Source organism: Aureimonas sp. SK2 (genome assembly GCF_029813115.1).
In the GTDB taxonomy this organism is placed as follows: Bacteria; Pseudomonadota; Alphaproteobacteria; order Rhizobiales; family Rhizobiaceae; genus Aureimonas.
In genome coordinates this window covers 1-22,419 of record NZ_JAPZDS010000017.1, presented here as the reverse complement: position 1 = coordinate 22,419, position 22,419 = coordinate 1, and the positions used below count along the sequence as shown (strand labels likewise).

The 22,419-nt window shown below is 63.9% G+C and carries 20 protein-coding genes and 2 pseudogenes; 13 read left to right on the top strand and 9 right to left on the bottom strand.

The features are described 5' to 3' along the window. The first annotated feature begins 49 nt into the window (after positions 1 to 49). The 7 genes and pseudogenes from O5O54_RS18485 to O5O54_RS18460 all read left to right on the top strand — a co-directional run bounded on the left by O5O54_RS18485 (position 50) and on the right by O5O54_RS18460 (position 7,016). The gene (locus tag O5O54_RS18485) at positions 50 to 718 is read left to right on the top strand and encodes an amino acid ABC transporter permease (protein WP_279483322.1); all 669 of its coding nucleotides are present in this window, start codon (positions 50 to 52) and stop codon (positions 716 to 718) included. Next, positions 682 to 1,386, top strand: coding sequence for an amino acid ABC transporter permease (locus tag O5O54_RS18480; protein WP_279483321.1), 705 nt, complete (start codon positions 682 to 684; stop codon positions 1,384 to 1,386). Before O5O54_RS18485 ends, O5O54_RS18480 begins: the two co-directional genes overlap by 37 nt. 1 nt (position 1,387) lies before the next feature. Beyond that, positions 1,388 to 2,167 carry an amino acid ABC transporter ATP-binding protein gene (locus O5O54_RS18475; RefSeq protein WP_279483320.1) on the top strand — a complete coding sequence of 260 codons (780 nt, stop codon included), beginning with the start codon at positions 1,388 to 1,390 and terminating at the stop codon, positions 2,165 to 2,167. After that, positions 2,164 to 3,570 carry an MmgE/PrpD family protein gene (locus tag O5O54_RS18470; RefSeq protein WP_279483319.1) on the top strand — a complete coding sequence of 469 codons (1,407 nt, stop codon included), beginning with the start codon at positions 2,164 to 2,166 and terminating at the stop codon, positions 3,568 to 3,570. The genes O5O54_RS18475 and O5O54_RS18470 overlap by 4 nt, the downstream gene beginning before the upstream one ends. 535 nt (positions 3,571 to 4,105) lie before the next feature. Further along, positions 4,106 to 5,008, top strand: coding sequence for an ABC-three component system protein (locus O5O54_RS18465; protein WP_279483318.1), 903 nt, complete (start codon positions 4,106 to 4,108; stop codon positions 5,006 to 5,008). Continuing rightward, positions 4,957 to 5,211, top strand: a pseudogene (locus tag O5O54_RS22390) (ABC-three component system middle component 6); the annotation flags it as partial. The gene O5O54_RS18465 and the pseudogene O5O54_RS22390, both read left to right, overlap by 52 nt. A 26-nt stretch (positions 5,212 to 5,237) precedes the next feature. Then, positions 5,238 to 7,016, top strand: a complete 1,779-nt coding sequence (locus O5O54_RS18460) for a DUF2326 domain-containing protein (RefSeq protein ID WP_279483317.1) — start codon at positions 5,238 to 5,240, stop codon at positions 7,014 to 7,016. Between the two features lie 159 nt (positions 7,017 to 7,175). On the opposite strand, the gene O5O54_RS18455 is transcribed toward O5O54_RS18460, so the two are convergent. Next, the gene (locus O5O54_RS18455; RefSeq protein ID WP_279483316.1) at positions 7,176 to 7,382 is read right to left on the bottom strand and encodes a hypothetical protein; all 207 of its coding nucleotides are present in this window, start codon (positions 7,380 to 7,382) and stop codon (positions 7,176 to 7,178) included. A 315-nt stretch (positions 7,383 to 7,697) separates the two neighbouring features. Between O5O54_RS18455 and O5O54_RS18450 the strand changes: the two genes are divergently transcribed. The 6 genes and pseudogenes from O5O54_RS18450 (at position 7,698) to O5O54_RS18425 (ending at position 11,219) form a co-directional block, all read left to right on the top strand. Then, positions 7,698 to 8,006, top strand: coding sequence for a hypothetical protein (locus O5O54_RS18450; protein ID WP_279483315.1), 309 nt, complete (start codon positions 7,698 to 7,700; stop codon positions 8,004 to 8,006). A 58-nt stretch (positions 8,007 to 8,064) separates the two neighbouring features. Beyond that, positions 8,065 to 8,313, top strand: a complete 249-nt coding sequence (locus tag O5O54_RS18445) for a hypothetical protein (RefSeq protein WP_279483314.1) — start codon at positions 8,065 to 8,067, stop codon at positions 8,311 to 8,313. A 242-nt stretch (positions 8,314 to 8,555) separates the two neighbouring features. Beyond that, a pseudogene (locus O5O54_RS22480) lies at positions 8,556 to 8,897 on the top strand (DNA cytosine methyltransferase); the annotation flags it as partial. A 384-nt stretch (positions 8,898 to 9,281) separates the two neighbouring features. Then, complete coding sequence (locus O5O54_RS18435) at positions 9,282 to 9,653, top strand: DNA cytosine methyltransferase (RefSeq protein ID WP_279483312.1); 372 nt, start codon at positions 9,282 to 9,284, stop codon at positions 9,651 to 9,653. 69 nt (positions 9,654 to 9,722) lie between these two features. Next, positions 9,723 to 10,868, top strand: a complete 1,146-nt coding sequence (locus O5O54_RS18430) for a hypothetical protein (protein ID WP_279483311.1) — start codon at positions 9,723 to 9,725, stop codon at positions 10,866 to 10,868. Between the two features lie 12 nt (positions 10,869 to 10,880). Beyond that, on the top strand, positions 10,881 to 11,219 hold the full coding sequence (locus tag O5O54_RS18425; RefSeq protein WP_279483310.1) for a hypothetical protein: 339 nt from the start codon (positions 10,881 to 10,883) through the stop codon (positions 11,217 to 11,219). 127 nt (positions 11,220 to 11,346) lie between these two features. Here the strand turns inward: O5O54_RS18425 and O5O54_RS18420 are convergent, their stop codons facing one another. From O5O54_RS18420 to O5O54_RS18385, 8 genes are all read right to left on the bottom strand, one after another. Then, positions 11,347 to 11,832, bottom strand: a complete 486-nt coding sequence (locus O5O54_RS18420; protein ID WP_279483309.1) for a nucleoside deaminase — start codon at positions 11,830 to 11,832, stop codon at positions 11,347 to 11,349. Positions 11,833 to 11,988: 156 nt separating this feature from the next. Further along, entirely contained in the window at positions 11,989 to 12,357 is a 369-nt protein-coding gene (locus O5O54_RS18415) for a hypothetical protein (RefSeq protein WP_279483308.1), read from the bottom strand. Positions 12,358 to 13,026: 669 nt separating this feature from the next. Next, positions 13,027 to 14,877: a TniQ family protein gene (locus O5O54_RS18410; RefSeq protein WP_279483307.1), complete on the bottom strand. Its 1,851-nt coding sequence runs from the start codon at positions 14,875 to 14,877 to the stop codon at positions 13,027 to 13,029. Further along, a complete protein-coding gene (locus tag O5O54_RS18405; RefSeq protein ID WP_279483306.1) occupies positions 14,877 to 15,989 on the bottom strand; it encodes an ATP-binding protein in 1,113 nt (370 codons plus the stop codon). The genes O5O54_RS18410 and O5O54_RS18405 overlap by 1 nt, the downstream gene beginning before the upstream one ends. Before the next feature lie 2 nt (positions 15,990 to 15,991). Beyond that, entirely contained in the window at positions 15,992 to 18,184 is a 2,193-nt protein-coding gene (locus O5O54_RS18400) for a Mu transposase C-terminal domain-containing protein (RefSeq protein WP_279483305.1), read from the bottom strand. 83 nt (positions 18,185 to 18,267) lie between these two features. Continuing rightward, entirely contained in the window at positions 18,268 to 18,927 is a 660-nt protein-coding gene (locus O5O54_RS18395; protein ID WP_279483304.1) for a hypothetical protein, read from the bottom strand. A 934-nt stretch (positions 18,928 to 19,861) separates the two neighbouring features. After that, entirely contained in the window at positions 19,862 to 20,803 is a 942-nt protein-coding gene (locus O5O54_RS18390) for a 3'-5' exonuclease (protein ID WP_279483303.1), read from the bottom strand. Next, positions 20,800 to 22,419, bottom strand: a 1,620-nt coding sequence (locus tag O5O54_RS18385) for an ATP-binding protein (protein WP_279483302.1), incomplete at its 5' end; no start/stop codon positions are given. The genes O5O54_RS18385 and O5O54_RS18390, both read right to left, overlap by 4 nt.

Below are 22,419 nucleotides of genomic sequence, written 5' to 3'. Positions count from 1 at the left end.
CACCGCGCCCTGAAGCGTCGACCCGGCTGGCCAAGCGGCCGGGTCGCGCATGAACTACGACTGGGACTTCTCGGCCGTCACGCGCAATGCCGGAGTTCTTGCGGAAGGGCTCGCCAACACGGTGGCCCTGTCGCTCACCGGGATCGCGGTCGGGCTGGTGGTCGGTTTCGCGCTGGCCATGATGCGCATCTCTGGCCACCGCACGTTGAGCTGGCCGGCGCTCGCCTACATCGAGTTCTACCGCAACACGCCGCCGCTCGTGCATCTGTTCTGGTTCTTCTACGGTCTGCCGATGATGCTCGGGCCGACGCTGAGCCCATTCATGGCGGCGCTAGCGGCGCTGGGTCTCCAGTCCAGTGCCTTCTTCGCCGAGGTGTTCCGGGCCGGCATCGTCTCGGTCGAGCGCGGGCAGCGCGAGGCGGGCAGGGCGCTTGGCATGAGCCGGGCGAGGCTGATGCGGCGCATCATCCTGCCGCAGGCGGTCCGGCGCATGGTCGCGCCCTTCCTCGACCGCTCGTTCGAGCTCGTGAAGACCACCACGCTCGCGGCCGCTTTGACGTTCCACGACCTTGTCTACAACGCGATGGTCGTCGTCACCCAGACGTACCGCCCTCTGGAGCTCTACACGACCGTCGGCCTGATCTTCTTCGTGCTCCTGTTCTCGGTCAGCCAAGTGGTCGAATGGGTCGACGGACGCATGCGGCGGCGGGGCGGCTGACGATGGGACAGTTCCAGTTCGGCGAGATCCTCGCCCATACCGACCTCCTCCTGCGGGGCGTCGGCCTGACGGCGGGCCTCTGGGCCATCGCCTTCGCCTGCGGTCTGTCCTTCGGCCTTGGCGTCGCGCTCCTGAGGCTGTCGGGAAGCCGCTGGATGGCGTGGCCCGCGCGGCTCTTCGTCGAGCTGTTCCGCACCACCCCCGTCCTCGTCCAGCTCGTCTGGTTCTATTATGCGCTGCCCGTCCTGACCGGGCTCCAGCTCCCCGCCTTCTGGGCAGCCGCGCTGGCGCTCTCGCTGAACGCGACCGCCTACTGCTCCGAGATCTACCGCGGCGGCATCCGCTCGATCGTCCGCGAGCAGTCCGAGGCGGCGCGCGCGCTCGGTATGACCTCGGCTCGGACGATGCGCCGGGTGGTGCTGCCCCAAGTGATGCGCCGCATGCTGCCCGCCTTCACCAATCGCGGCGTCGAGCTCGCCAAGAACACGTCCGTCGCCTCCATCGTGACGGTCAACGAGCTGCTCTACCAAGCCCGGATGCTGAGTTCCGAGTACTACCTCCCGCTGGAGACCTTCACGATCGTGGCCGTCATCTACTTCGTCCTCATCTATCCCGGCACGCTCCTCGCCTACGGCCTGGAGCGGCGCTACGCGGCGAAGGGGGCCTGAGATGACGGCGGCCAGGACGGTGATCGAGGCGAGGGGCCTTCACAAGACGTTCGGCGACGTCGACGTCCTCAAGGGCATCGACCTCGTCGTCGGCGAGGGCGAGCGCATCGCCATCCTCGGGTCGAGCGGCTCCGGCAAGTCGACGCTGCTCCGGTGTTTGAACCTCCTGGAGACGCCGTCCGCAGGGCAGATCCTGTTCGAGGGCCACCCGGTCGGAAGACCGGATGCGAAGGGCCGGCCCCGCTTCCGGGAGGCGGACCTCAACAGCCTGCGCCGACGCGTCGGCATGGTGTTCCAGCAATTCCACCTGTTCCCCCACATGACGGTGCGGGAGAACGTGATGGAGGGGCCGATCTCCGTACTGGGAACTCGAAGGGCTGCGGCCGCAACGGTCGCCGAGCGGCAGCTCGCCCGCGTTGGCCTCGCCGACAAGGCGGGGGCCTATCCCGCCACGCTGTCGGGCGGCCAGCAGCAGCGCGTGGCCATCGCGCGCGCCTTGGCGATGGACCCGGAGGTTCTCCTCTTCGACGAACCCACCTCGTCTCTCGACCCCGAACTCGTCGGCGAGGTGCTGGGCGTCATCCGCGACCTGTCGGCGGAGGGGCGCACCATGCTCCTCGTCACGCACGAACTCGGCTTCGCCTACCACTTCGCGACACGCGTCCTGTTCCTGCACGACGGGCGCATCCTTGAGGACGGTACGCCGGAGGAGGTGCTGAAAGCACCGCGAGAGGAGCGCACGCGCCAGTTCCTCGAACGTTTCACCGCGTTCCGCTTTTGAGCGCCACCGCCGCCCTCGCGCGGTTCGCCGCCGAACTCCGCTACGAGGACATCCCCTCGGACCTACGGGAGAAGATCAAGCTTCATATCCTTGATTCCATCGGATGCGGCGTCGCGGGGGCGTCCAATCCCCTGACCGGGCAACTCGCGCGGTTCGCCGTCGGTGAGTACGCGGCCGGCCCGTGCCCGATCCTTGGTTCCGAGACACGTCTCGGTCCGATCGGCGCCGCCTTCGTCAACGCCGGCGCGATGAACGCGCTGGACTTCGACGACGGGCTAGAGTTCGACGGACGGGGAATGGGGCATCCGGGCGCGACCATTGTCGCGGCGGCGCTGTCGGGCGTTTGGGACAGCGCGGTGACGGGTGCCGAGTTCATCACGGCGGTCGCGGCGGCCTACGAGGTCAACGCCCGCGTCATCCTGTCGATGCAGCCGAGCTTCGAGCGGTTCCGGCAGGTCTATGGTGTGTGTCAGCACCAGGTCGTCGGTGCCGCGGCCGCCTACGGCCGCCTCGTGGGTCTCGACGCCGAGGGCATGGAGAACGCCTTCGGCCTCGCTGGCACCCTCGCCTCCGTCCCGAGCCTGAGAAAGTACAACTGGGACGCGCGGCCGCTCGTGTCGTTCAAGGACTTCAACGCCCCGGCCGCCGAAAGCGGCGTACGGGCGGTGCGCCTGCACCAGCAGGGCCTCGTTGGTGCCCGGGCGGTGCTCGACGGAGAGCACGGCCTCTGGCGCATGCTTGGCTCCGACAAGACCGACGTCGAGTGCCTTGTCTCCGGGCTCGGATCCGAATGGCTGGCCTGGAACGCGAGCTTCAAGGCTTTCCCGACCTGTCGCTGGATGCATACGGCCCTCGAGTCCTTCCAGACCGTTCGCGACGAACGCGGTCTGCGAGCGGACGACATCGAGGAGATCGTCGTCCTGTCGTTCTCCGGCATGGGCAGCGACTTTATGGACTCGCGGCCCGTGACGGATATCGATGCGCAGTTCAGCCTGCCGTTCACGCTCGCCGTCTTGGCGTCCGGGGACCGACCTGCGGAGCGTTGGTATGGTCCGGTCAGCCTGCGGGATCCAACGCTCCTCGACCTTGCGGCACGCGTCCGCGTCGTCGTTGATCCGCGGTTCGAGGGGGAGATGGCAAGTGCACGCCGCAGGCCCGCAGGGCAGGCGATGGTCAGGGTGAAGGGAGGTCAGGAGTTCGTCGGACCGGAGCTTTTCTACCCGCTTGGTACTCGGGAGCGCCCGATGGCCGCTGAGCACGTTTTCCAGAAATACGGCACAAACCTGGGAGGTGGCGCTGTGGCCGCTCTGTGTGCGGACGAGCTGATGGCATTGGATACCTGTCCCGATGTCAAACGATGGCTCGAATGCGTTCCAATTGCTGGTCCTTCGAAGTCTCCATGATCAACATCGCAGCCGCATTCCTCGTCAGACCATTGTAGACTCTGCCTATTCAGGTTCTGGATGCCTCCGAGTAGATTCCGCGGGCGATGCGATGCTGGGCGTGTAAGCTGCGGAACCTCAACCCACCCGGTGTCCGCCATGCACTCGTCCACCCTACTCACTGGTACGCTTGCGGTTCTTCTCGCAGTCGGTGTGCCGCCGTTGGCCTCGGACGCTTGGTCTGCGGACGCGGAAGGTAAGGCTTCGGCGTGCGTGACGGTCGACGTCGAGCGGTGCTTCTCGGTCCAGGCGCTGGGGACGACGCGGTCGCGTCGCGCGTCGATTCGCCTCCGACCGTCGGCGCGACCCCGCGCCAGCGTTTGCGGGGGACTTCGTGCGGGCTACCCTCGGTCATCGAGACCGACCGACGCCCTGGCTCATGGCCGATGTCATTCGTCGGCGTTCCGGCTAGGATGTCCCATGGTGACCTGGGCGCGGTCGGCGCCACATGATTCGGGAGACGGGCTTGGCGGATCTGGGACATTGGACGGTCGCCTTGCGGAACGCAGTGTTCCTGGCGTCCGGCAACGCCTTCCAGGACTTCTTCGCCCGGTTCATGGCGTGCGTGCACGGTGACGCGTTCGTACCCATCGAATCCTACGGAAACCGGGGCGACGGCGGTCTCGACGGGTACCATGGGCCGAACGGCACGGTCTACCAATGCTACGGCGCGTCGTCCGGCCCGGCCAAGGACCGGGACCTCTACGTCGCGAAGAAGATCGAGGCGGACTTCGCGACGGCGCGGAAGACCGTGCCGGACATGAAGTCCTGGCGGTTCGTCCACAACCTGAACGCCCTTCCGACTAAGTCGGCGCTGGCGTTGCAGGCCGCGACCGACGCCGGCCGACGCAAGGGCATCGCCGTGTCCCACTTCGGCTTCGAATCCTTTCGGGCCCACCTGAAGGACCTCAGCGAGCAGGATCTCGAATACCTTCTGGGCATCCGCGCGCTTGAGGAGATGGAGAGGGCCTCGCTCCCCGACGTCGTGAACGGGATGATCTTCGAGGTGATGGAGCGCGCGGGCAGGCTCTCGCCCGCCGCCATGACCGTCGGGACCGTGTCCTTCGGAAAGATGGAGTTCAACGGGATCCCCAACGACTGGCAGGTTGCGTTTCTCCAGGCGAGCTTCCACTCGGAAACGGTCGCGGAGTGCATCGAGGGCTTCGGCGACCCGCGCGCCTCCGTCGAGGTTCCGAACTTCTTCCGCAGCCAGTACGTTGACCTGAGGACGCAGGGCCTCGACCCCGGAACCATATTGCAGAGGCTGATCGACATGCTGGCAAGGCCAACCGACCCGGCGGTGAGACTGAACGCCGCGAGGAGCCTCGTCGGGACGATGTTCGAGGGATGCGTCATCTTCGAAGAGCCGCCGGCCGGCTGGGTCCCGTCCCGGCCATGATACTTCCCGGCAAGTTCCTTCCCGCCGACAGGTCCCTGCTCGTGATCGGAGCCGACATCCTCGAGCAGCTTCGCGGCTCCGAGCGGGGAGTTAGCGAGCTCTGGGCCGCGGTCGAGGGCGGGAGACCGCGCGGCGCGACGTCGATCACCTTCGACTGGTTCGCGCTCGCACTCAGTTTCCTGTTCGCCATCGGGGCGGTGGAGTCACGGGACGGCGTGGTGTCGCTTGCTTGGACGCCGTCATCATCGTCGAGATCGACAGCGACCTGCCGACCTTCAAGCGCGTGGAGTTCCGGCCGGGCCTTAACATCCTCCTCGCCGACCGCCACGCGGACGCGAGCGACACCGAGACCCTCAACGGTTCCGGCAAGTCGAGCCTCGTCGAGATCGTCCATTTCCTCCTCGGTGCCAACGCCGACAAGGGCTCTCTACTTCGCGACCCCGCCTTGGAAGGGTACGAGTTCAGGGGGCGCTTCATGTTCGGAGAGGTGGAGGTGGAGGTTCGCCGTCGCGGGTCGAACCCGCGCAAGATCGTCGTCTCGCCGCATCCGGGCACCCTCGGGATGACCTGGCAATCCGACGGCGGGGACGGTGGCCATACCGTGGCGCTCGACGAATGGAGGCGTTGGCTCGGTGATCGCGTGTTCGGCCTCCGGGTCGGCCAGGACCCGGCCATGTCGCTTCCCCACGCCCCCACCTTCCGTTCGCTGTTCGGCTACTTCGCTCGGCGCCGCGAGGACGGGGGGTTTCTCGATGCGGCGAGGTTCTCCAAGCGGCAGAGCGACTTGGATGCACGCGTCGCCCTATCGTACCTCTTCGGGCTGGACTGGAGGATCGCGCGCGAGTTCGACGACGTCAGCAGGGCCGAGGCTGAAGTCAAGGTCCTCAAGCGGCGGTTCGCGCAGCGTCATCCCGGCAGCGCACGATCCTTGGCGTCCCTGCGCGCGGACTTGGCCGTCGCAAAGGCGAAGGCCGCCGAAGCGACCAGAAGGGTGAGCGGGTTCGTCGTCCTGGACCAGTACGGCGACCTCGCCGCCGAGGCGGGACGCTTGAAGAAGGAGCTCGAGACGCTCGCGAAGGATGCGTCCATCCTCGAGACGAAGGTGAGGCACCTCCTGGAGACGACGTCAGACTCCCATCGCCCGGCTCCCGAACAGGACGTCGCGGCAATGTACGAGATGGCGGGAGTGCAGTTGCCCATGCAGGCCCTCCGCTCGTTCGAGGACGTGCGAGCGTTCCACGCCTCGGTCGTGGCGAACCGGCGCCGGCACCTCGAGGTTGCGGTCGCCGAGGCAACCGAGGGGCTTAAACGCCTGCGGGGCGAGATCGCTGACCGCGAGCGGAGGCGTAGCGAGATACTCGCCTCCCTGTCCGGAAGGGGAGCGTTCAGCGACTTGGTGGAGCAGCAGAGGATCTTGGCGTCCCGCATCTCGGAGGCGAACCGCCTCGAGGAGGAGTTCCGCGATCGGCAGCAACTCGAGCTCGAGGGAGGGGACAGCAAGATCGAACGGGAGCGCCTGCGCCTGCGTCTGCTCGCGGATTTCAACGACCGCTGGCTCGTCCTCGACGAAGCGGCGCTTGCCGTTTCCGAGGCCAAGGAGGCACTCTACTCCGAACGGGACGGCCACCTGGAAGTCGAGGCCACCACGAGGGGTCCCGAGTTCGACATATCCATCGAGGGGGACAGGAGCGGCGGCATCGCGAACATGGAGATCTTCTGCATGGACCACGCGCTTGCCACCGTCACCAAACCGCGCCACGGGGGGCCGGGTTTCCTCATCCACGACAGCCACCTGTTCGACGGGGTGGATCCGCGGCAGGCCGCGACGGCCATCGTCGTCGGAGGGCGCACCGCCGCCGCCTTGGGAACCCAGTACATCGCGCTCATGAACGTCGACCAGTTCTCGACGCTGGCCTTCCAGGAGGAGGACGATCCGACGGCAGCCATATTGCCCGTCAAGCTGAGCGACACGGAGGAAGGCGGGCTATTCGGCTTCAAGTTCGCATGAACCCGTCGCAGCACCGTTCGGCGACCGTAGCGAGGCGGCGGGGCGTTTGGGTCGCCGAACGCAGGGACGGCATTTCCAAGCCGGAAGCGCCGAAGCTGCACCCCGACGTGGAAGCTCGGCATCCGCAGAATCAGTGAGGTCTGGCGGTCTTGGTGAGGGTCAAGCAGGTGACGCGCCAGATCGAGCCGCGCGCGCCGAAATGACGCCTAGGATGGCGGCCAGTCCCAGAAGCGCCGCGCTGACCGCGAAGGTGGGTTGGTAGCCGCTTGCGTCGAACGGGACGCCGGCGACGACGGCGCCCGAGGTGATCGCGAACTTCACGACGGCGACCAGCAGTCCGCCGCCGGCTTCCGCGTCGTCCGACATGGTCCTCGCCACCCAGGTCTACCACGCGACGGGGATGGCTGCGGCGAAGAGACCCCAAAGGCCGATGAGCGCCGCGTCGGCAGGGCGGCTGCGCGCTGGAGGGTAGGGTGTCCTGATGGAGGGGATTCGCTGGCTGTCGCGACGCTCATGGAACCGTCCGTTCCGCCCCCGACCCTGGAGGTCGACGGTGTCTTCATGCTCGGCGTCGCCCTCGGCGGGATGGCGGCTGACCTCCTGTCGTAGACCGGAACGCTCCGGGCCCTCGCGGTGTCGGCCGGCGCCCCGCCGAACCTGTCGACGTTTAACCGTTCCCTCATGGTCGCCGCCGCCCATGTCGCGGAGGCTGCCGACCGGCCGGACCTGTCGGCGATGCTCCCAGAGGCGCGCGTCGCGCTGGCGGACATCGGGCTGCTGGACGGCGAGGCAGCAAGTCAGGGTGACACTTGGCGGAATGCCCTGCGATGCGGCCCGTCCGCGGGGGCTGCCCACGCGAGCCTGACCCTCCGTGCGTTCGACGCGCTGTGTGAGGCGAACATGCCCGCGCGGTTCGGGCGCCTGGAGGTCGAGGACGTAGTGCGCTTCCTGAAAGGCGTCCCGCGCGCCCTGCGGGGCTGGACGTGGTAGTATCGTCCCCGCACGAGAGGCGGGGCCGCCGTCCGGTGGAACGTCGAGAACGAGTACCATGTCCAGAACCCTTCTATGGGGCGTCCTGGCGCCGCTGTTCCCCTACCTGCACGCGGAGGAGTACGCGTCGCCGGTCGGACAGAAGAACCCGCGGATGGAACTTACCATCCTTAGCCTCGGTCTCGTCGTGGAGGTGAAGTTCGACCGTCCCGGCGCGCGTTTCGCGGACATCGTCGAGGAGGTCGTCGCGGACGCGTCCCTCTATAGGTCCGACTCCCGATGGTTCTCGCTCGTGCCGTTCGTCTAGGACGACTCCTGCCGCGTCGAGGAGCACGCCACGCTGGTCGACGGGCTCAGGCGCCTCTCGATGGTCCACGACGCGGTGGTGGTTTCCCGCGCGGGGAAGATGTAGCGCGTTGCCGCCGGAGCAGATACCCGGACGGACGAAGGCAGCGGGGACGACGCCCGCTCGGCCCATCTCGCCAAGGATCCGTGAACCGATCCTTCACTGCCTGACGCTACCCAGGGACATCGAATCCTTGGGAGCGGATGCGGATGCGATTCGGAAGCGTGTTCTCCGGCATCGAGGCGGCCAGCGTCGCCTGGCACCCGCTCGGCTGGGAGACCGCATTCGTCGCCGAAATCGATCGGATGGCGAACCACGTCCTCCGGCACCGCCTGCGCGACGTGCCGAACCTCGGCGACATCGCCGCGCCCGACTTCGCTGACCGGGCCAAGGCGTGCGGTCCCATCGACGTCCTGGTCGGCGGCTCGCCCTGCCAGGCATTCTCCTCAAAGGGCAAGCGCGGCGGACTCTCCGACCAGCTTGGCCTCCTGACCCTCAAGTATGCGGAGCTTGTCGATGCCCTCGACCCGAAAGTCGTCGTCTGGGAAAACGTCCGCGGCGTCCTCGACACGGGGAAGGACAACGCGTTCGGCCATCTCCTGGCAATTCTCGCCGGAGAGACCGCAGGTCCTCTCGTTCCGCCAGGGAAAAGGTGGACGCACTTTGGTCGAGTCGTGGGACCCCGCCGATCCCTCGCTTGGCGACTGCTCGGGGCCGAACACTGGGGCTTGGCCCAACGGCGCAATCGCGTCGTGCTTGTCGGAGTTCCTCTCGGAGGCCCTGACGCCGCCGAGATCCTACTTGAAGCCGAAGGTCCACAACGCCATTCCGCTCCGGACCGCCCGCATGAAAAAAGCGCTGCCGAAAGGTCTCCAGGAATTCCTCGAGCATTTACGGGACTCGGAGTCTCCGGCGGACGGTTGATCCACATGCGCGTCCCGCTGCGCCCGACGCCCGACGGCCCCGTCTACAGCGTTCAGGACGGCGAGGTCCCGATGGCCGGGATCGTCGGCACGCTGACCGCCCGGAAGAACGGGGGCGGGCAGATGAACTACGTCTACTACCGCGACAAGTCCGGCGAGATCATGGCCCGCAAGCTGACCGCGCGGGAGGAGGAGCGGCTCCAGGGCTTCCCCGACGACTGGTCGCTGGTCCCTAAGCCGACGCCGAAGGGGAACTGGTCCGAGAAGACGGGTCAGTGGACCTCCGAGACCGGCCGCTCGAAGATGATCGGCAACTCCATGCCGGTGCCGATGATGCGCTGGGTGGGCGAGCGGATCGAGAAGGTGCTGGCCGGCTAGTCCTGCCTCGCGGGGGAACGCACAACGGAGCCGATCGTCGCCTTCGGTTCCACTTCAGAAGACGGCAAGGTGATCCGCCTGTCAGGTGACGATGCCTTGCGAAGTCGCCCGCCCGCCCGCACCCTAGTTCCGATGCAGGTGACGGAGGGGAGGCGGACCATGACGGACTCAGGGATTGACCTCGCCGAGATCGCTGTCGGCGATCTCCTTCCGCGTCCTGGGGAAAAAGGAGGGTCGACGCCGATCGAACGGTGGCTGGCCTCCTCCACGGTCGACGCCGACGCTCTGGCTCAGGAACTGGAGCAGCGCAGGTCACACGGGCGCGAGTGGCAACCGAGGGACAGCGGCGCGCACGCCATCCTGTGGCTCCATCTTGCCCGGCATCCGGCACCCCGGCGGCTCGTCTCAGATGTCGCCGATGCGCTGTCTGCGGCGAAGGGGGTGGGCCTATCGGAAAGCGTTGTCGATCACCTCGAAGCCTGTGCCCGGGCGATACTCGAGAGCGCGGCGTCACGGGCGTGGTCGCAAGGATCCGATGCGTTGCGTAATCTCCTGTCCGAAGCCGAACTCAAGTTCGCGAACAAGGACGTGGAGTTCGCGGAGGGTCTGTCCGTCCCCGCCACCTCCGTGATCGAAGCCTTCGGTGAGCGTCGTTTCGGCCTCGTCGAACTCCGGAGCCGCATCGTCGGCGGCGCGCACGAGTTCGATGCTATCGTCGCGGCCGGGAGAGAGGTCCGAAGGGAGATCTTGCATCACGAGTTGGCCGGGATCGTTCGGGGCGAGAGCGGACCGAGTGTCACTCGCTACCTCGAGTGCTTCCCCTTCCTCCTGGCGGATGTGCATGTCCTCGGAATCCTGCTCGACGCCCTGGCGCGCAGTGCGCCGATGGACGAGACGGCGGAGCGCGTCATGCGCGAAACCGAACTCCTCCAAGTGCTCGGGCAGATGCTGCCATGGACCGGAGAGGACCTCGGGCGCCTCGTATCCCTCGAAGCGATCGCGCTTCGCAACCCTGGCCCGTTCTTCGAAGCCTCGGTCGGCGCGACCACGATCGTCTGGGACAAGGACCGCACGTCGTCGACCTACGCCGCGCTGTGCTTGGGCAGGATCCTGCGCGTCCTCGAGACCGTGAGGCACGACGACGCCAGCGTCGTGCGCACCGAACGGATGGACACGGCGCTGGCCGGGCTCGCGGACGGACATCGGACCCTATAGCTGCTCAGAAGGTTGGGAGAGCTGGACTTCGGTCTCAACCCCCAGGAAGTGGCCTGGGCGAACCTCGACACGGGCGTGAAGGCGCATTGGTCGTGGCTGGTCTTCGAACACGCCAAGGACGACGCCGACTTGGCAGACGCCTTGATCCGGTTCTCCATGAACTGTCTACCGAAGGAGAGCTACGCCGACGTCGAACCGTTGATCGTCGAACTGGTCCGCCACGCCGGGCGGTGGGACATGATCGATCGGCTTGCCGAGGGCAGGGAAGGGGTAGCCATGCTGCGTGCGGGCTACCTGTGCCGACGGCGCAACCTCAACCGCCTTCCAGGCGCCTGCGACTTCGGTGTCTAAAGCCGACTGACGGTGGATGTGAAATTGGCGTGGACCGAAGCGCTGCTGACCCTTGGTGCTGACATGCCCATCGGGCTGTCGCCGCACGCACCTGGGCCTGGTGACGGCGCCGAGACGACCGAACCAGTTATCCCATCCGCCTGACCTGGGAGGCCCGGTGCAAGCGGTGGACCTGCTCGGCCAGCTCGCTCGACGGGCCGTCGGATGGAATGCTCGGCGCCACCTCATTGATCGAAAGCGACTCGACGGGCGACGGCGCCGCCCCGAGTTCCGCTTGCCACTCCGCGAGCTGCGCCGCCGACGACGCGTAGACGATCCGCCCGAGGCCGACCCAAGCATGCGCGGCGGAGCACATGGGGCAGTGTTCTCCCGAGGTGTAGACGGTCGCGGCAGCACGCTCGGCCGGCGCAAGGTGCTCGGCCGCCCAGCGGGCGATCGCGAATTCTGGATGCTGCGTTGCGTCCCCGCTGCCGACCTCGTTGATGGCCTCGAGAAGGGTGAGGCCGTCCGCTGACACGAGGATCGAGCCGAACGGCTCGTTGCCTGCGTCGAGCGCGTCGGCGGCGAGCTGGACGCAGCGTTCGAGATGGCTTCTGTCGACGTCGGTGATCATGGATCTCGGTCCATCCGTTCACGCTTGTCCCGAAACGGGCGCTGGATGTCCGGGCCACCCCTCGAATCGGGGAACTGGATCGACGAGCGCCGAAGGGAACAGCGGCGATCTGGCGCGTCGTCTCGCAGATGAAGCGACCAGACGCTGTGCCGGGGGTCAGCGCGGCGTCAGTGGCTCTTCCACCTCCAATGGAGCGGCGCGGTTTCCACCCTCGGCCTCGAAGCGGAACGCCTCGAGTTCGCACCGGGCTTTCAGCAGGTCCATGTCCAAGATCTCGTTCAGGTCGGCCGCGGCCGGGCGCTGAAAGTACCCGCGCTTCATGCCCTCGTTGATCTTGTCGATGATGTCGCGCCGCATCTCGAGGCAGTCGAACGTGCCGTAGTGCGCGCGAAGGTCGTTGGCCGACATCTCAACGAGCATACGAAGTCCCCAACGCGACAAGGGGCCGTCCTCGCGCGGCGTACGCAGCTTCGCGAAGCGGATGTCGCGCTCGGCGTGCCGCATGTTGATCTCGATCGTGCCCATGTCGGTCCTCCCATCCCCTTCACCGTGCCAGTGGACGAAGGCTGGCTGGTGACGGAGCAAGCGGCAACCGAACGCCCCGATCGCTGCCCGCGGTCATCTCGGTGCTGACGACGGATGCGGACGCAGCGCGCCTGTTCGCCGACTCTTGCTGGTGATGGTCCCGGTCGTGAAGCGACCAACTTGGAATCGAAAAGGCCCGAGCGGAATGAGATCCGCCCGGGCCTTTTGACGTCGCCTCATGCGACCGAGGTTAAGCCGTCGAATTCCAGGCTCCGAGGCCTGCTTTACAGGCCTTCGGAAACTGCGGCAGAGCTAACGTGCCACGACAAGTGCTTCAGAGTGCGCTGAGGCAAACCATCGTGCCGCTGAGAGTCCGGTTACCAACTTTAGTACGCTGCCGGAGGTGAGCGAACTTCAGGCGAGATCGAGCGAACCTTTGCGACGCCGAGCGAGATGAAAGACACGGCATAGGATGGCGCATGTGGAACGTAAATCGTTGTTATCAATAAGTAATTTTTGAAGGTTGGCGCAACTACATTTGCGGTGAAGTCATTGAAGTGGCTCAACCTGCTGTCAGACAACTGGCGCAACCCACCTCTCTAGGAATCAGGCACTAAAAAAACCCCCGGCGTAAGGCCGGGGGTTTGGGAAGATGACTGCGCTGCTGGTTCAGTGATCTGTCGGTGCCTTATCAATCAACGGTTCCACAACCGATCGCTCATAAAACGTTGCACCAACAGTTTCCGGATCAAATGCTGGCACCGCGCCGCCTCGAGTGATCTCCGCGCTCAGCCGTCGGAAATGCACGCCGAGTTCCTTGGCGAGGTTCATCAGCGATACATACCGAGCCGAGAATTCAAATAGGTCAGGTTCAAGCACCACCGTTTGTGGACATCTGTTCGTCGGATTGATCGCTCGTTTCGACGGAAGGTGACCGGCATCGACAAGTGCTTTCACGACCGAATCGTTCGTTCCCATTCGGCGCATCACCTCCCGAAGCGACATCCCGCCGTGTTCGGGTCCCCGGACTAGCGTACCGACTTCTTTGGGATCGACCGCGATCGAGGGGAAAGGCTTCAAATTCGGCTTGATGCGAACCGCGCGAAGCCGCCTATCGAGCAGAAGTTGAACAACTTCCATGACGGAACAGTTCGCCTTCTTCGCGGCAGACAGGATTGGCACGAGGTGCGTCTCGGACGCATCGATTGGTGAGGCATCGGCGTGGAGGCGCTCCACCAGACGGTCGAGATCCGCAACGGAGTACACATTCTTGAGGGGACCGCGATGCGACGTCGAGACTAAGGGGTCGATGACACCCGAGGTGAGTAGAGCACGGTCGTTCGGCCGGGGAACACCGAGGTATCGAGCTGCGCCGGCCAGGGTCATCGCCCCTAGCACTTTACCACTCAGGCTATCGGCAACAGCGGCAGGGAAAACGACTCGATCGTCCGACAGACCGGAGGTTTCGGGCCCGACAACTTCAGCGGCCACGAGGAGCTTACGCAGACGTTTCGGGTGTTCACCGGTCGACCGATGCAGCGTGTGGATGGAATGTACCTTCCTCTCCTCAACGGCTTTCCCAAGGAAGGTTTCGCCTGGTCCGAGAGGCAACGCGTTTACCGCCACGTTCCTCATGATGACGCGAAGCGGCTCGTAGACTGCGTCATCGGTCTCATGCGCGAGCCATTCATACAGGCGTCCGAACACAAGCCGCCCGCCAAGCTCGCCTTTCTTCGCCCCGTGAGCAGCAACGAGGCTCTTCAGAGCGGCTTCGATCGAGGATGGTCCCGCGTCCAAAATTTCGAACCCAAGTTGGCCTGCAGCGTACAGTTCATCCCCCGTCAACGACGCGGGAGTAGCCGACGAGCCATGAGCAACGACCGCGCCGAAGATCTCGCATTGGCTAACCACCGCATAGGGCGGGTAGGTTGCGAGCCAGCCCGTCCCGCCGGTCCTGCCCTGAAACAGATTGATCAGGTGACTCTCTAGGGGGGATGGCTGTCTACCCTTGGTCGCGAATGTGCCGTGGCTGAGGCCTTCCGCAAAAGGCGCCACGAGTTGCGCAAAATCGTGCAATCTGGACGGTGCGGGATCCTTGTCGATAACGACGAGGGCCATGCCGTGCACATGGCACGTGCGGATCGCGTCGATCAGCCAGATAGCTCGACCATACGGTCTCGCCTCCATCGGCCCGCTGCCGCTTTTCATATCGTCCTCGATGCAGCAAGGGCACACCCGCAGGCGGCCGCGGCTCAGGAGGTGACGCGGAAACTGCTGGTTCGCCATCGCGAAGGTCCGGCCACCCCCCTCGACGATCACCCCCGGAAAAGGGCGTCCAATTGTCCTCTCGAACAATCGAAGTTCGTCCGGTCGACCCTCCACTATGCCCTGGAAGACGCCTCCGTAATCCGCGCAGAAGTCGCGAGCGGTGCGGCCGAGGCGGGCGGACGTGCGCGAGACGGCACTAGTAAGCGTCTCGTCTTCATGCAGGTGCGGGACAAACGAGCGGTGGAGCAGCATCAATGTGTGCTCCCGTTCTTCACAGAGCGGCGGCGGCTTCGATCCTCTTCCTCCAAAGCGTTTTCAGGATACAGCGCGCTGCGCACGTCAATCGTTTCCCATTCGGAGGCCAAGAAAACGTTGCGCATAGCGTCGCAACCGGTCCGACGCTGATACGCCGACGCAAAATGTCCGTCCGTCAGCTTGTCGTCTCCGGCTCGGATTGCGATCGTGATCGCATCCTGCACCATCTCGATGACTATGCCGATTTCATCGATCGATGCGTGCGCGAGCCGTCGGACGAATTCGTCGGTGGCTTTATCCTCTTTGCTTCGTGGATCGCGTATCAAGCCATCGTGCTCAAGGCCTCCGCGTTGGCAAAACTGCGTGACGATCGTCCGCACGATGGCGATGTCCCGAGGCATGCTGAGGCTGTCGAACCGTACGATCGTGCACCGGCGTCGGATTTGCGTATCGGCTTGCAGGAATGGCGCGATCTCAGGCGTTCCCGACAGGATCAGCGATACTGGCCACACGCTGTTCTGCATGAGCGACTTCAGCGTATCGCGCACCTTTTGTATCTCGATCGGGTTCGGGACTTGATGGATATGCTGCAGCTCATCGATGTGCACGAAGCGTACGCCGCGCAACGCGATCTGGCGACGAACCAGATCCCATGCGACGTTTTCCTGCAGAACCCGTTCGGTCTTGTACCCAAGGGCTCTCAGAAGCTGCATCGCCACTTGCTTCGATACACCAGGGGAGGGGGCAACGATCGAGATCAGCAGGCTGTCACTGGTCGGGTCTTGATAGCCCTCGAACGCCTTCACGCGGGCGAGAGCTTTGTGCAGGACAGTGGTCTTTCCGGTTCCGGATTGACCGATCAGGCAGAATGCACGCCCCTCCAAGAGACGGCCACGGGCGCGTCCCTCGGACACCTGTTCCAAGGCCATCGCGCAGTGCTCGATAAGGTCGTTAAGGCGATCCTTAAGTTCCTCGTCACGAGGCAAAGGGAGATACGCATTCAGAACGTGCTGGACGCGCTTGCTCTTCGCAACATCATCAGCATTGCGGTGGGCACGCAGCCGGTCGATAGCGTTGATCGGTTCTTTACTAGATGTTTCAATCGCCATGCTCAGTCCTCCAAGGTGAATTTGGTTTCGAAGTCATCCTCGTCGGGCTCTTCGTCCGGTTCGACGTCGCGCTCCAAGACAAAGCTGGCGGCTATCAAGTCATCGTCCGTTGCATACTCCGAAGAGTCGACAGCACGGACGTCGATGGAGGTGGGGGGCAACACTGCCAGCCGCTCCGGCGGAGCCGGGTCGTGATCGATCATCTTCGTTTCTACGGGGTGTGAGCGTTCGGCCAGAATGTCGATCGCGTCTGCGTCGGCTCTGTCGAAACCACTGAAAAAGTGCTTCTCGATACGGCGGTAGTCTGCGTCCGAAAGGACAGGCGAGGCGATACCCGCTCGCCGTCTTGCGCCCTCCGCGGCCGCCCGGACGTCACGCAGCGCTTCTAGGACCACCGGTTCGGATGTTGCAGCTTCATCCGCGTAGCGGCGTCTCGCAGTCGCTGCCGCCAAGAGCCACTGCTCCAGGCTGACCCCCTCCATTCCTTGCCGCATGCATGGAACGCGCTGCCAGACGGAGCCGTCGAATGCCCAAACCCATCCGAGGTCGGAAGGATCGACCCGGATTTTTACATCGTGACGGATCTTCCCGCGTCGAATGCGCTGAAGGGGAAGGGACTGGTAGCGCAGACCGCAGAACGCAACGCCCGAGTTCGTGATCCGCCGCTCGACCACGGTGCCAAAGATCGCAGCAGCCTGCGCCTTCGACGGCGGGGGCCGGACGCCGTAACGTCGACAAAGGTCGATCCATGCATTGCGCGGCGTCTGACCGCCAAGCCCTCGGTGAGGGGTATTATGGTAAACGTCGACAACGAAACGAACGATCAGTTTTGCGATCGCTTCGATGTCGAGGGTCGCATTGGCCTCGCTGTCGTAATCGCCTTTTTCGACGACATTCATGAACGAGCGACCGTCGAACAGCGCGATGAATTGGCTATGGAGCGTCCGATATAGACGCTCTTGCGTGCCTCGCATGCGCGGCGTGCCAGCCTGCGGGTTTAGATACTCCGCGCCCAGATCGAGCACCGTGCCACGAAACTCGCCGGATCTGAACGACGGTCCGGCGTCGGCGCCGAGTGTCTCGAAAATGCCACCCTGATCCCAAGGCGACTTGCACCCGGCCGCTTGCGCGTAAGCGCTTTTGTCGGATACCGCCATTTGAAGAGTCGAAATCGCGTTCGCTGCCGTGCACGTGCGGCTGAGCCGCATCGCCAAAACAACCTTCGTGCGGACGTCGATCACGGTCGACAACCAGAGCCGGCTCGTCTCAACCGCCTTACGCTGCAGTCGATTCAACTGCTTCCACAATCCCGCGTTCGTCAGGATGACTTGAAGAGGGAGCTTCCACTCGTCTGCCTCGACGCGTTCGAGCGGCCGGTCGACCTCCAGCCCTCGAGCGGTGATTGCGAACCGACGTTTGGCGGCATCGGCGCCTTCGCGACCCACGTAGACGGCAAATTCGTCCAGTTGGTCAATCGCGTGCGAGAGGGCCAAACGTCCGGGACACACCAACTGGCGCAGACCGGCGTGGAAGCGCATGCGATTGAGGCGGTCGACGATCGCTCTCATTTCACGCCAGATGCCGATTCTCGTAGGCTTGCGCAGGCTGGCATAGCGGGCGGCGAAACGGCGAAGCAGAACTTGCTCTTCCGGTTCGAAGCGTGACAACCGGTTTCCGCTGCGGCCGTAGTTCGGGCACAGCGACATCGGATCGTAGGCGGCCGCTTTGAGGATTTTCATCCAGCGGCGGGCCGTCGTAGGCGACGGCGGGTTGGGGATCGTTGTGGACTTTCCGCAGCGACCATCGGGCGACGTCCGGCGCCTTGCGTCTTCTGCGTACTGAAGCCACGCGTCAGAGATGGTCTTCGACAGGGCTTTGTCCGAAAGCGATGTTTCGCCGTGTTCGAGCGCCCGGAGGATTGCATCGCAGATCTGCTTGCGGAAAAGCACGGCTTCCATCCGGGCTTTCGGCAGGTCAACCAATCGTTCACATGGACGGCTTGCCGCTAGAAGAGCTGACGTCGTGGAGAGCGCTCCGGCGCGTTCGATCAGCAGCCCGCGCTTCTGGTAGTCCGCCAGGTGGGCATGCGTGAAACTCTCGACCAAGTCAGGAGCATCAGCCCGCCTCATGACATGTGCATGCTCGTCTGAGGCGACGGGAACGAAGAGAATCCCGCTGATTTCAACGAGCGACATGGGCGCGAACGCGAAGCGTTGGCCGGACTGTCGAGTTTGATCGGTGATTAGGTGGGCAGAGGTTCGAGGGAGTGCCTTTGACATCAGGCGTGTTCCACGCGTTCGACGAGCGTCGCTGCGGTGATCAAACCCGAGGTCGCACAGCGCAGGTGCCCGTTGTCGATCAGCCGAATGGCGGCGAAAAAGGCCAGCGGCTGATGCGGTATCTGCGCGCAGATCACCTCGATGGTGCAAGCGCCTCGCAGCGACTCGACGATCGCCGTCACCTCTGCGATGGCATCGTCGATCATCAAACGGCGCGAGTGCAGGATGAGTCGGGCGTTTCTAGCGGCTACTCGGCAAATGTCGCGCTCGGTGCGGATCTCGAAGCGGTCCGCGAACGTCGGCCGCTGGGCAGCGATCAACGTCAGCGTCCGCTCAAGACCAGACGACGCGACGCGCCAAGACGGCTTAACGGCGATCGCGAGCGACGTCCCACAGCGCAGTCGCAACATGAAGTCGAACGTGTGATGCCGGATGCGCGCAACGTCGCGATAAGCGACCGTCGGCGGCTGTTCTTGAACAGCCTGAACGTCGGGATGCGTCAGTGCGATCACGCTGAAATCCCGCTCCAGTGTGCTCGCGTAGACAACCTCGCGGCCCGTCGCATCGGTGAAAGCGCCGCGAACGGATCCCCGCGACCGGCTCGGGGGACGGATCGCCGCCGACGATTCGACGTGCGGACGGAAGGTGGCTTCGTTCACGAGAGACCGCGTCTTCAAGACATGCCTCCGTGCTTGTTCAAGAGCGCGGGAACCTGGCTGAGAGCGAGTCGGACGGGGTGGTCTTCACGATCAAACGCCGGATGCGTGTGCTGATCGAGCAAGTCGATAAGCAGAGCCGCCATGCGGCTTCCCGGCAGCGGCAACGGGTTTTGGAGCTGGTAACGATGCGGCGTATGTCGTGCCGAACGCGATGACGAATTTCTGGCCGGGGCCAGCGGGTGGTTAACCATGGACGCCTTCTTTCAGGGCAACCGTCCGCTATCGCCGGTACCGCGCTTGACGATTGGCGAGCAATCGGCAAATGTCGGCACACGATCGGATGATCGGACGTGATGGATGGATGACTGCTCGGCCAGCGTTCCTGGAAGTCTGCAGGGCCGAGTACTCTTCGTGAACGACTAGTTCATGTTGAAACTTTCATAGTTTGACGCCGACGCTAATGACGGGGGTGTGTGTTGTGACACACCCCCGGTCATTACCTGCGAAGTCTGGATAACTCCGCATCGACAATCGAGTTAGCGATTCAATCTTCAAAGGTCGAGTCTGCACGATCTGGTTGCTTGCGGATTTCAGGCCTCCGGCGAGTAAACCCAGTTGACTCTCGTTTTCGGCAAGCAAGAATCGTTAGAATTGACTCTGAATCGCGGGTATCGGGTCTACAAAGACTCTTGATCATGTTGATTCCACACAAGGAATCGAAGATTTACTGTCTATTAACTCCTCCCGGTGTTAGATATAGCTTGTTAACGCTTCCCGGTGTAGGATAGCGGTTGTGCAGACTGGTTTGATCGAATGTTCTCGTGAACGTAGTGCGTCCGAAGCGTGAACATCGCCTCGAGAAATCTTTCTTTTTAAATTCGGCGCTACGGTTAAGAACCCGTTGCGTGTTTTATTGCGCCCCGACAACTGATGTTCATCGGAGACTTCGGACGATCGGGGCGCCTTCTTTCGCGTAGACTGTGGAGCTCAACCAGACGGTCTCGCGATCGGCATCGGCTTTGGCGAGTTGAATAAACCAGCCTTTGGGTGTCGTTGCCGTTCCTGGGGACCACCGATATCCGCGGCCCTTTAGCTGATCCCGCCAAGCGTAGGTCGGGCCGCCTGCGATGATCTCGACTTTGGCGGTCCCCAACGACGCCAACAGGCTTGCGAACGGTGAACGCTCTGCTGCCGACCATCGGTCCGCGGCCAGGATCTCCACCAAGGCATCGCAATCCGCCATTGCGCGATGGGCGGTGTGGAACAACCCGACATGCCCCAGTATGCCGGAGAGGCGGCTGTTTTCGGCACCGAACGAGCGCCAGTCGATATCACGATACGAGCACAGCCACGTCTTCGCTGAGAGGCTCGCGAAACGACGGCGGCAAAATTCGCGGTCGAATTCTGCGTTGTGGGCGATCACGACGTCTGTGCGCTTGATAAAGGCCGCGACGGCATCAGGATCGATTTGGTGGCCACGCAGATCCTCCAGCGTGAGACCCGTCAGCGAGGTGATTTGCGGGGTGAGACTCTTCGACGGCTCATGCAGGCCGGTGAAACGCCCAACGACATCATGAAGGCCGTGCTCGTCATACGTGGCCGCGATCATCGCAAGCTCGACGATTTCATCGACCTCCGGATCGAGACCGGTCGTCTCTGTATCCAGCACAATCGCCACGCGAAGGGCCGTGGAACTCGTTCGATCGGGAAGCGCCCGAATGGGGCGGGGTTCAAGACGGCGAAGGACCCGAAACAGTCCCGTTGTCTCCAATCGGCGCGCCGTATCCTCCAACGTTCTGGGGGCCTCATCGACAAGGAGGTCCGGCTTTTCAACCGCTCCGGTGTCCGGGCGACCGCTCGTTGCGACGGTTCTCATGCCAACTCTCCCATATTGTCATTGTCGATGGGTTCAACCGCATTCGGTGCGTAGCCGTGCTCGGCCGCGAAGCGCTTCAACGCGTCCTCCCCCAGAACACGCGCCGTCATCACGATGGTCGCGAGATCGATGATTGCCGCTCGGTGAAGCCAGACAAGGAATGTCGCCTCAGCGTGGAGGCGTCGCAATTGCGTCTCCACGAACGCGCCGTCCGCACTCTCCGATATGCGCAACCGAGTGCCTAGACCGGCCAATCCATCAAGGGCAGCGAGCATGCTCGTGGCCACGCCGAGATCAGACTGCAATCCACCTCCGGCACCGGCCGACGCGGCACCGAGAATGCTCAACTCGGCGGCCCGTCCGGCTAGAACGGGGACGAGTGAACGCATTACGTCATCGAGAGTGCCGTCGCCGATACTGGTGGAAAATCGCACATGTCCTTCAGTCGAAGCTGTCGCCATGATCGATATTGAGGACGGAAGATTTCCCATTGCCATCGATGCAACCGCGTGGCCTGCCTCGTGTATCGCGACCCGCCATTGCATCGCCTGTGGTCGACGGTCCGGCGGGAAAGCAGCTGCCATGAGGTCGGCGCCAACCACCGGGCGCCTTTCGTGACGAGCGCGTTTTCGCGTATCTCGGGCAATACGGGCGACGTCCGCACCGGATATGGTCCCTGCTAAGGCTGTCGCGACTGTGGAAATGTCTGCGTCCGAAACAAGGTCGTTGAGATACGAAGAAAAGATGGACTTCAGGGCGCTTTCATCGGGAAGCGCGATGTGGAACGTGCGATCGAGGCGCCCTGACCGGACGAGAGCCGGGTCCAAACGTTGCGGTGCATTACAAGCTGCGATGACCACGACGCCATCTGGCCTGCAGGCGCCGTCGACTTGCTCGAGGAGTGCATTGACGATGGCGTTCCACCAGTCCTGACTCGCTGCGTTGCCGGACCTTGTGGGGAGAGTGTCGATTTCATCGATGAAAACGATGGAAGGCGTCTCCTCCGCCGCTTCGCTGAATATCTTGGCGATCTTTTTGGTGACATCGCCGAGATGCCCTGAGCCGCTGGACTGCCAGTCAGCATACGACGTTGCCGTGAATGAGCAGCCGATGTACTCAGCCAGACTTTGCACAAACGTCGTTTTACCGGTGCCGGGCGGCCCGGCAAGTAGCGCGCCGTCATCTACGTCCGACCACGGCAAGTTGCCTGCCTTATACGATGCTATGTCGGCAGCGAGTTGAAGCCCCCAGGATTTGGCTTCACCGTATCCGTCAAGCGTTGCGAACGGCGCGACACGGGGCGTTGATGAGCGTTGCATGCCTAACGTGGGCGTTTGATGCAGCCGCGTCAGAACGGAGATCGCTCGCTCTGCATCTGCCGATCGCGTCATGGCAACGTCAATCAAAGCCGGAGAGAGCCTCGCCGGATCGCAATCGGCTGGCCATACACCGTCCCAACCTGTGAAGCGTCGACGGAGCATTCCTGTCATAGCTCCGGCATCCAAAGGGTCGATGATGACCTGTATGTCGGTAAGGGTACGCAGCACCGCGGGTAGCTGGGGCGGCGGAACATCCGTGCAGAGTATAACTGTCTGGTCGGACATGACCGACAAAAG

Excerpts from the sequence above, each read along its gene's own strand:
- O5O54_RS18485 (WP_279483322.1), top strand. The coding sequence starts at position 50 with ATGAACTACGACTGGGACTTCTCGGCCGTCACGCGCAATGCCGGAGTT.
- O5O54_RS18480 (WP_279483321.1), top strand. The coding sequence starts at position 682 with ATGGGTCGACGGACGCATGCGGCGGCGGGGCGGCTGACGATGGGACAG.
- O5O54_RS18475 (WP_279483320.1), top strand. The coding sequence starts at position 1,388 with ATGACGGCGGCCAGGACGGTGATCGAGGCGAGGGGCCTTCACAAGACG.
- O5O54_RS18455 (WP_279483316.1), bottom strand. The coding sequence starts at position 7,382 with ATGTCGGACGACGCGGAAGCCGGCGGCGGACTGCTGGTCGCCGTCGTG.
- O5O54_RS18450 (WP_279483315.1), top strand. The coding sequence starts at position 7,698 with ATGGTCGCCGCCGCCCATGTCGCGGAGGCTGCCGACCGGCCGGACCTG.
- O5O54_RS18445 (WP_279483314.1), top strand. The coding sequence starts at position 8,065 with ATGTCCAGAACCCTTCTATGGGGCGTCCTGGCGCCGCTGTTCCCCTAC.
- O5O54_RS18435 (WP_279483312.1), top strand. The coding sequence starts at position 9,282 with ATGCGCGTCCCGCTGCGCCCGACGCCCGACGGCCCCGTCTACAGCGTT.
- O5O54_RS18420 (WP_279483309.1), bottom strand. The coding sequence starts at position 11,832 with ATGATCACCGACGTCGACAGAAGCCATCTCGAACGCTGCGTCCAGCTC.
- O5O54_RS18415 (WP_279483308.1), bottom strand. The coding sequence starts at position 12,357 with ATGGGCACGATCGAGATCAACATGCGGCACGCCGAGCGCGACATCCGC.
- O5O54_RS18410 (WP_279483307.1), bottom strand. The coding sequence starts at position 14,877 with ATGCTGCTCCACCGCTCGTTTGTCCCGCACCTGCATGAAGACGAGACG.
- O5O54_RS18405 (WP_279483306.1), bottom strand. The coding sequence starts at position 15,989 with ATGGCGATTGAAACATCTAGTAAAGAACCGATCAACGCTATCGACCGG.
- O5O54_RS18400 (WP_279483305.1), bottom strand. The coding sequence starts at position 18,184 with ATGTCGCTCGTTGAAATCAGCGGGATTCTCTTCGTTCCCGTCGCCTCA.
- O5O54_RS18390 (WP_279483303.1), bottom strand. The coding sequence starts at position 20,803 with ATGAGAACCGTCGCAACGAGCGGTCGCCCGGACACCGGAGCGGTTGAA.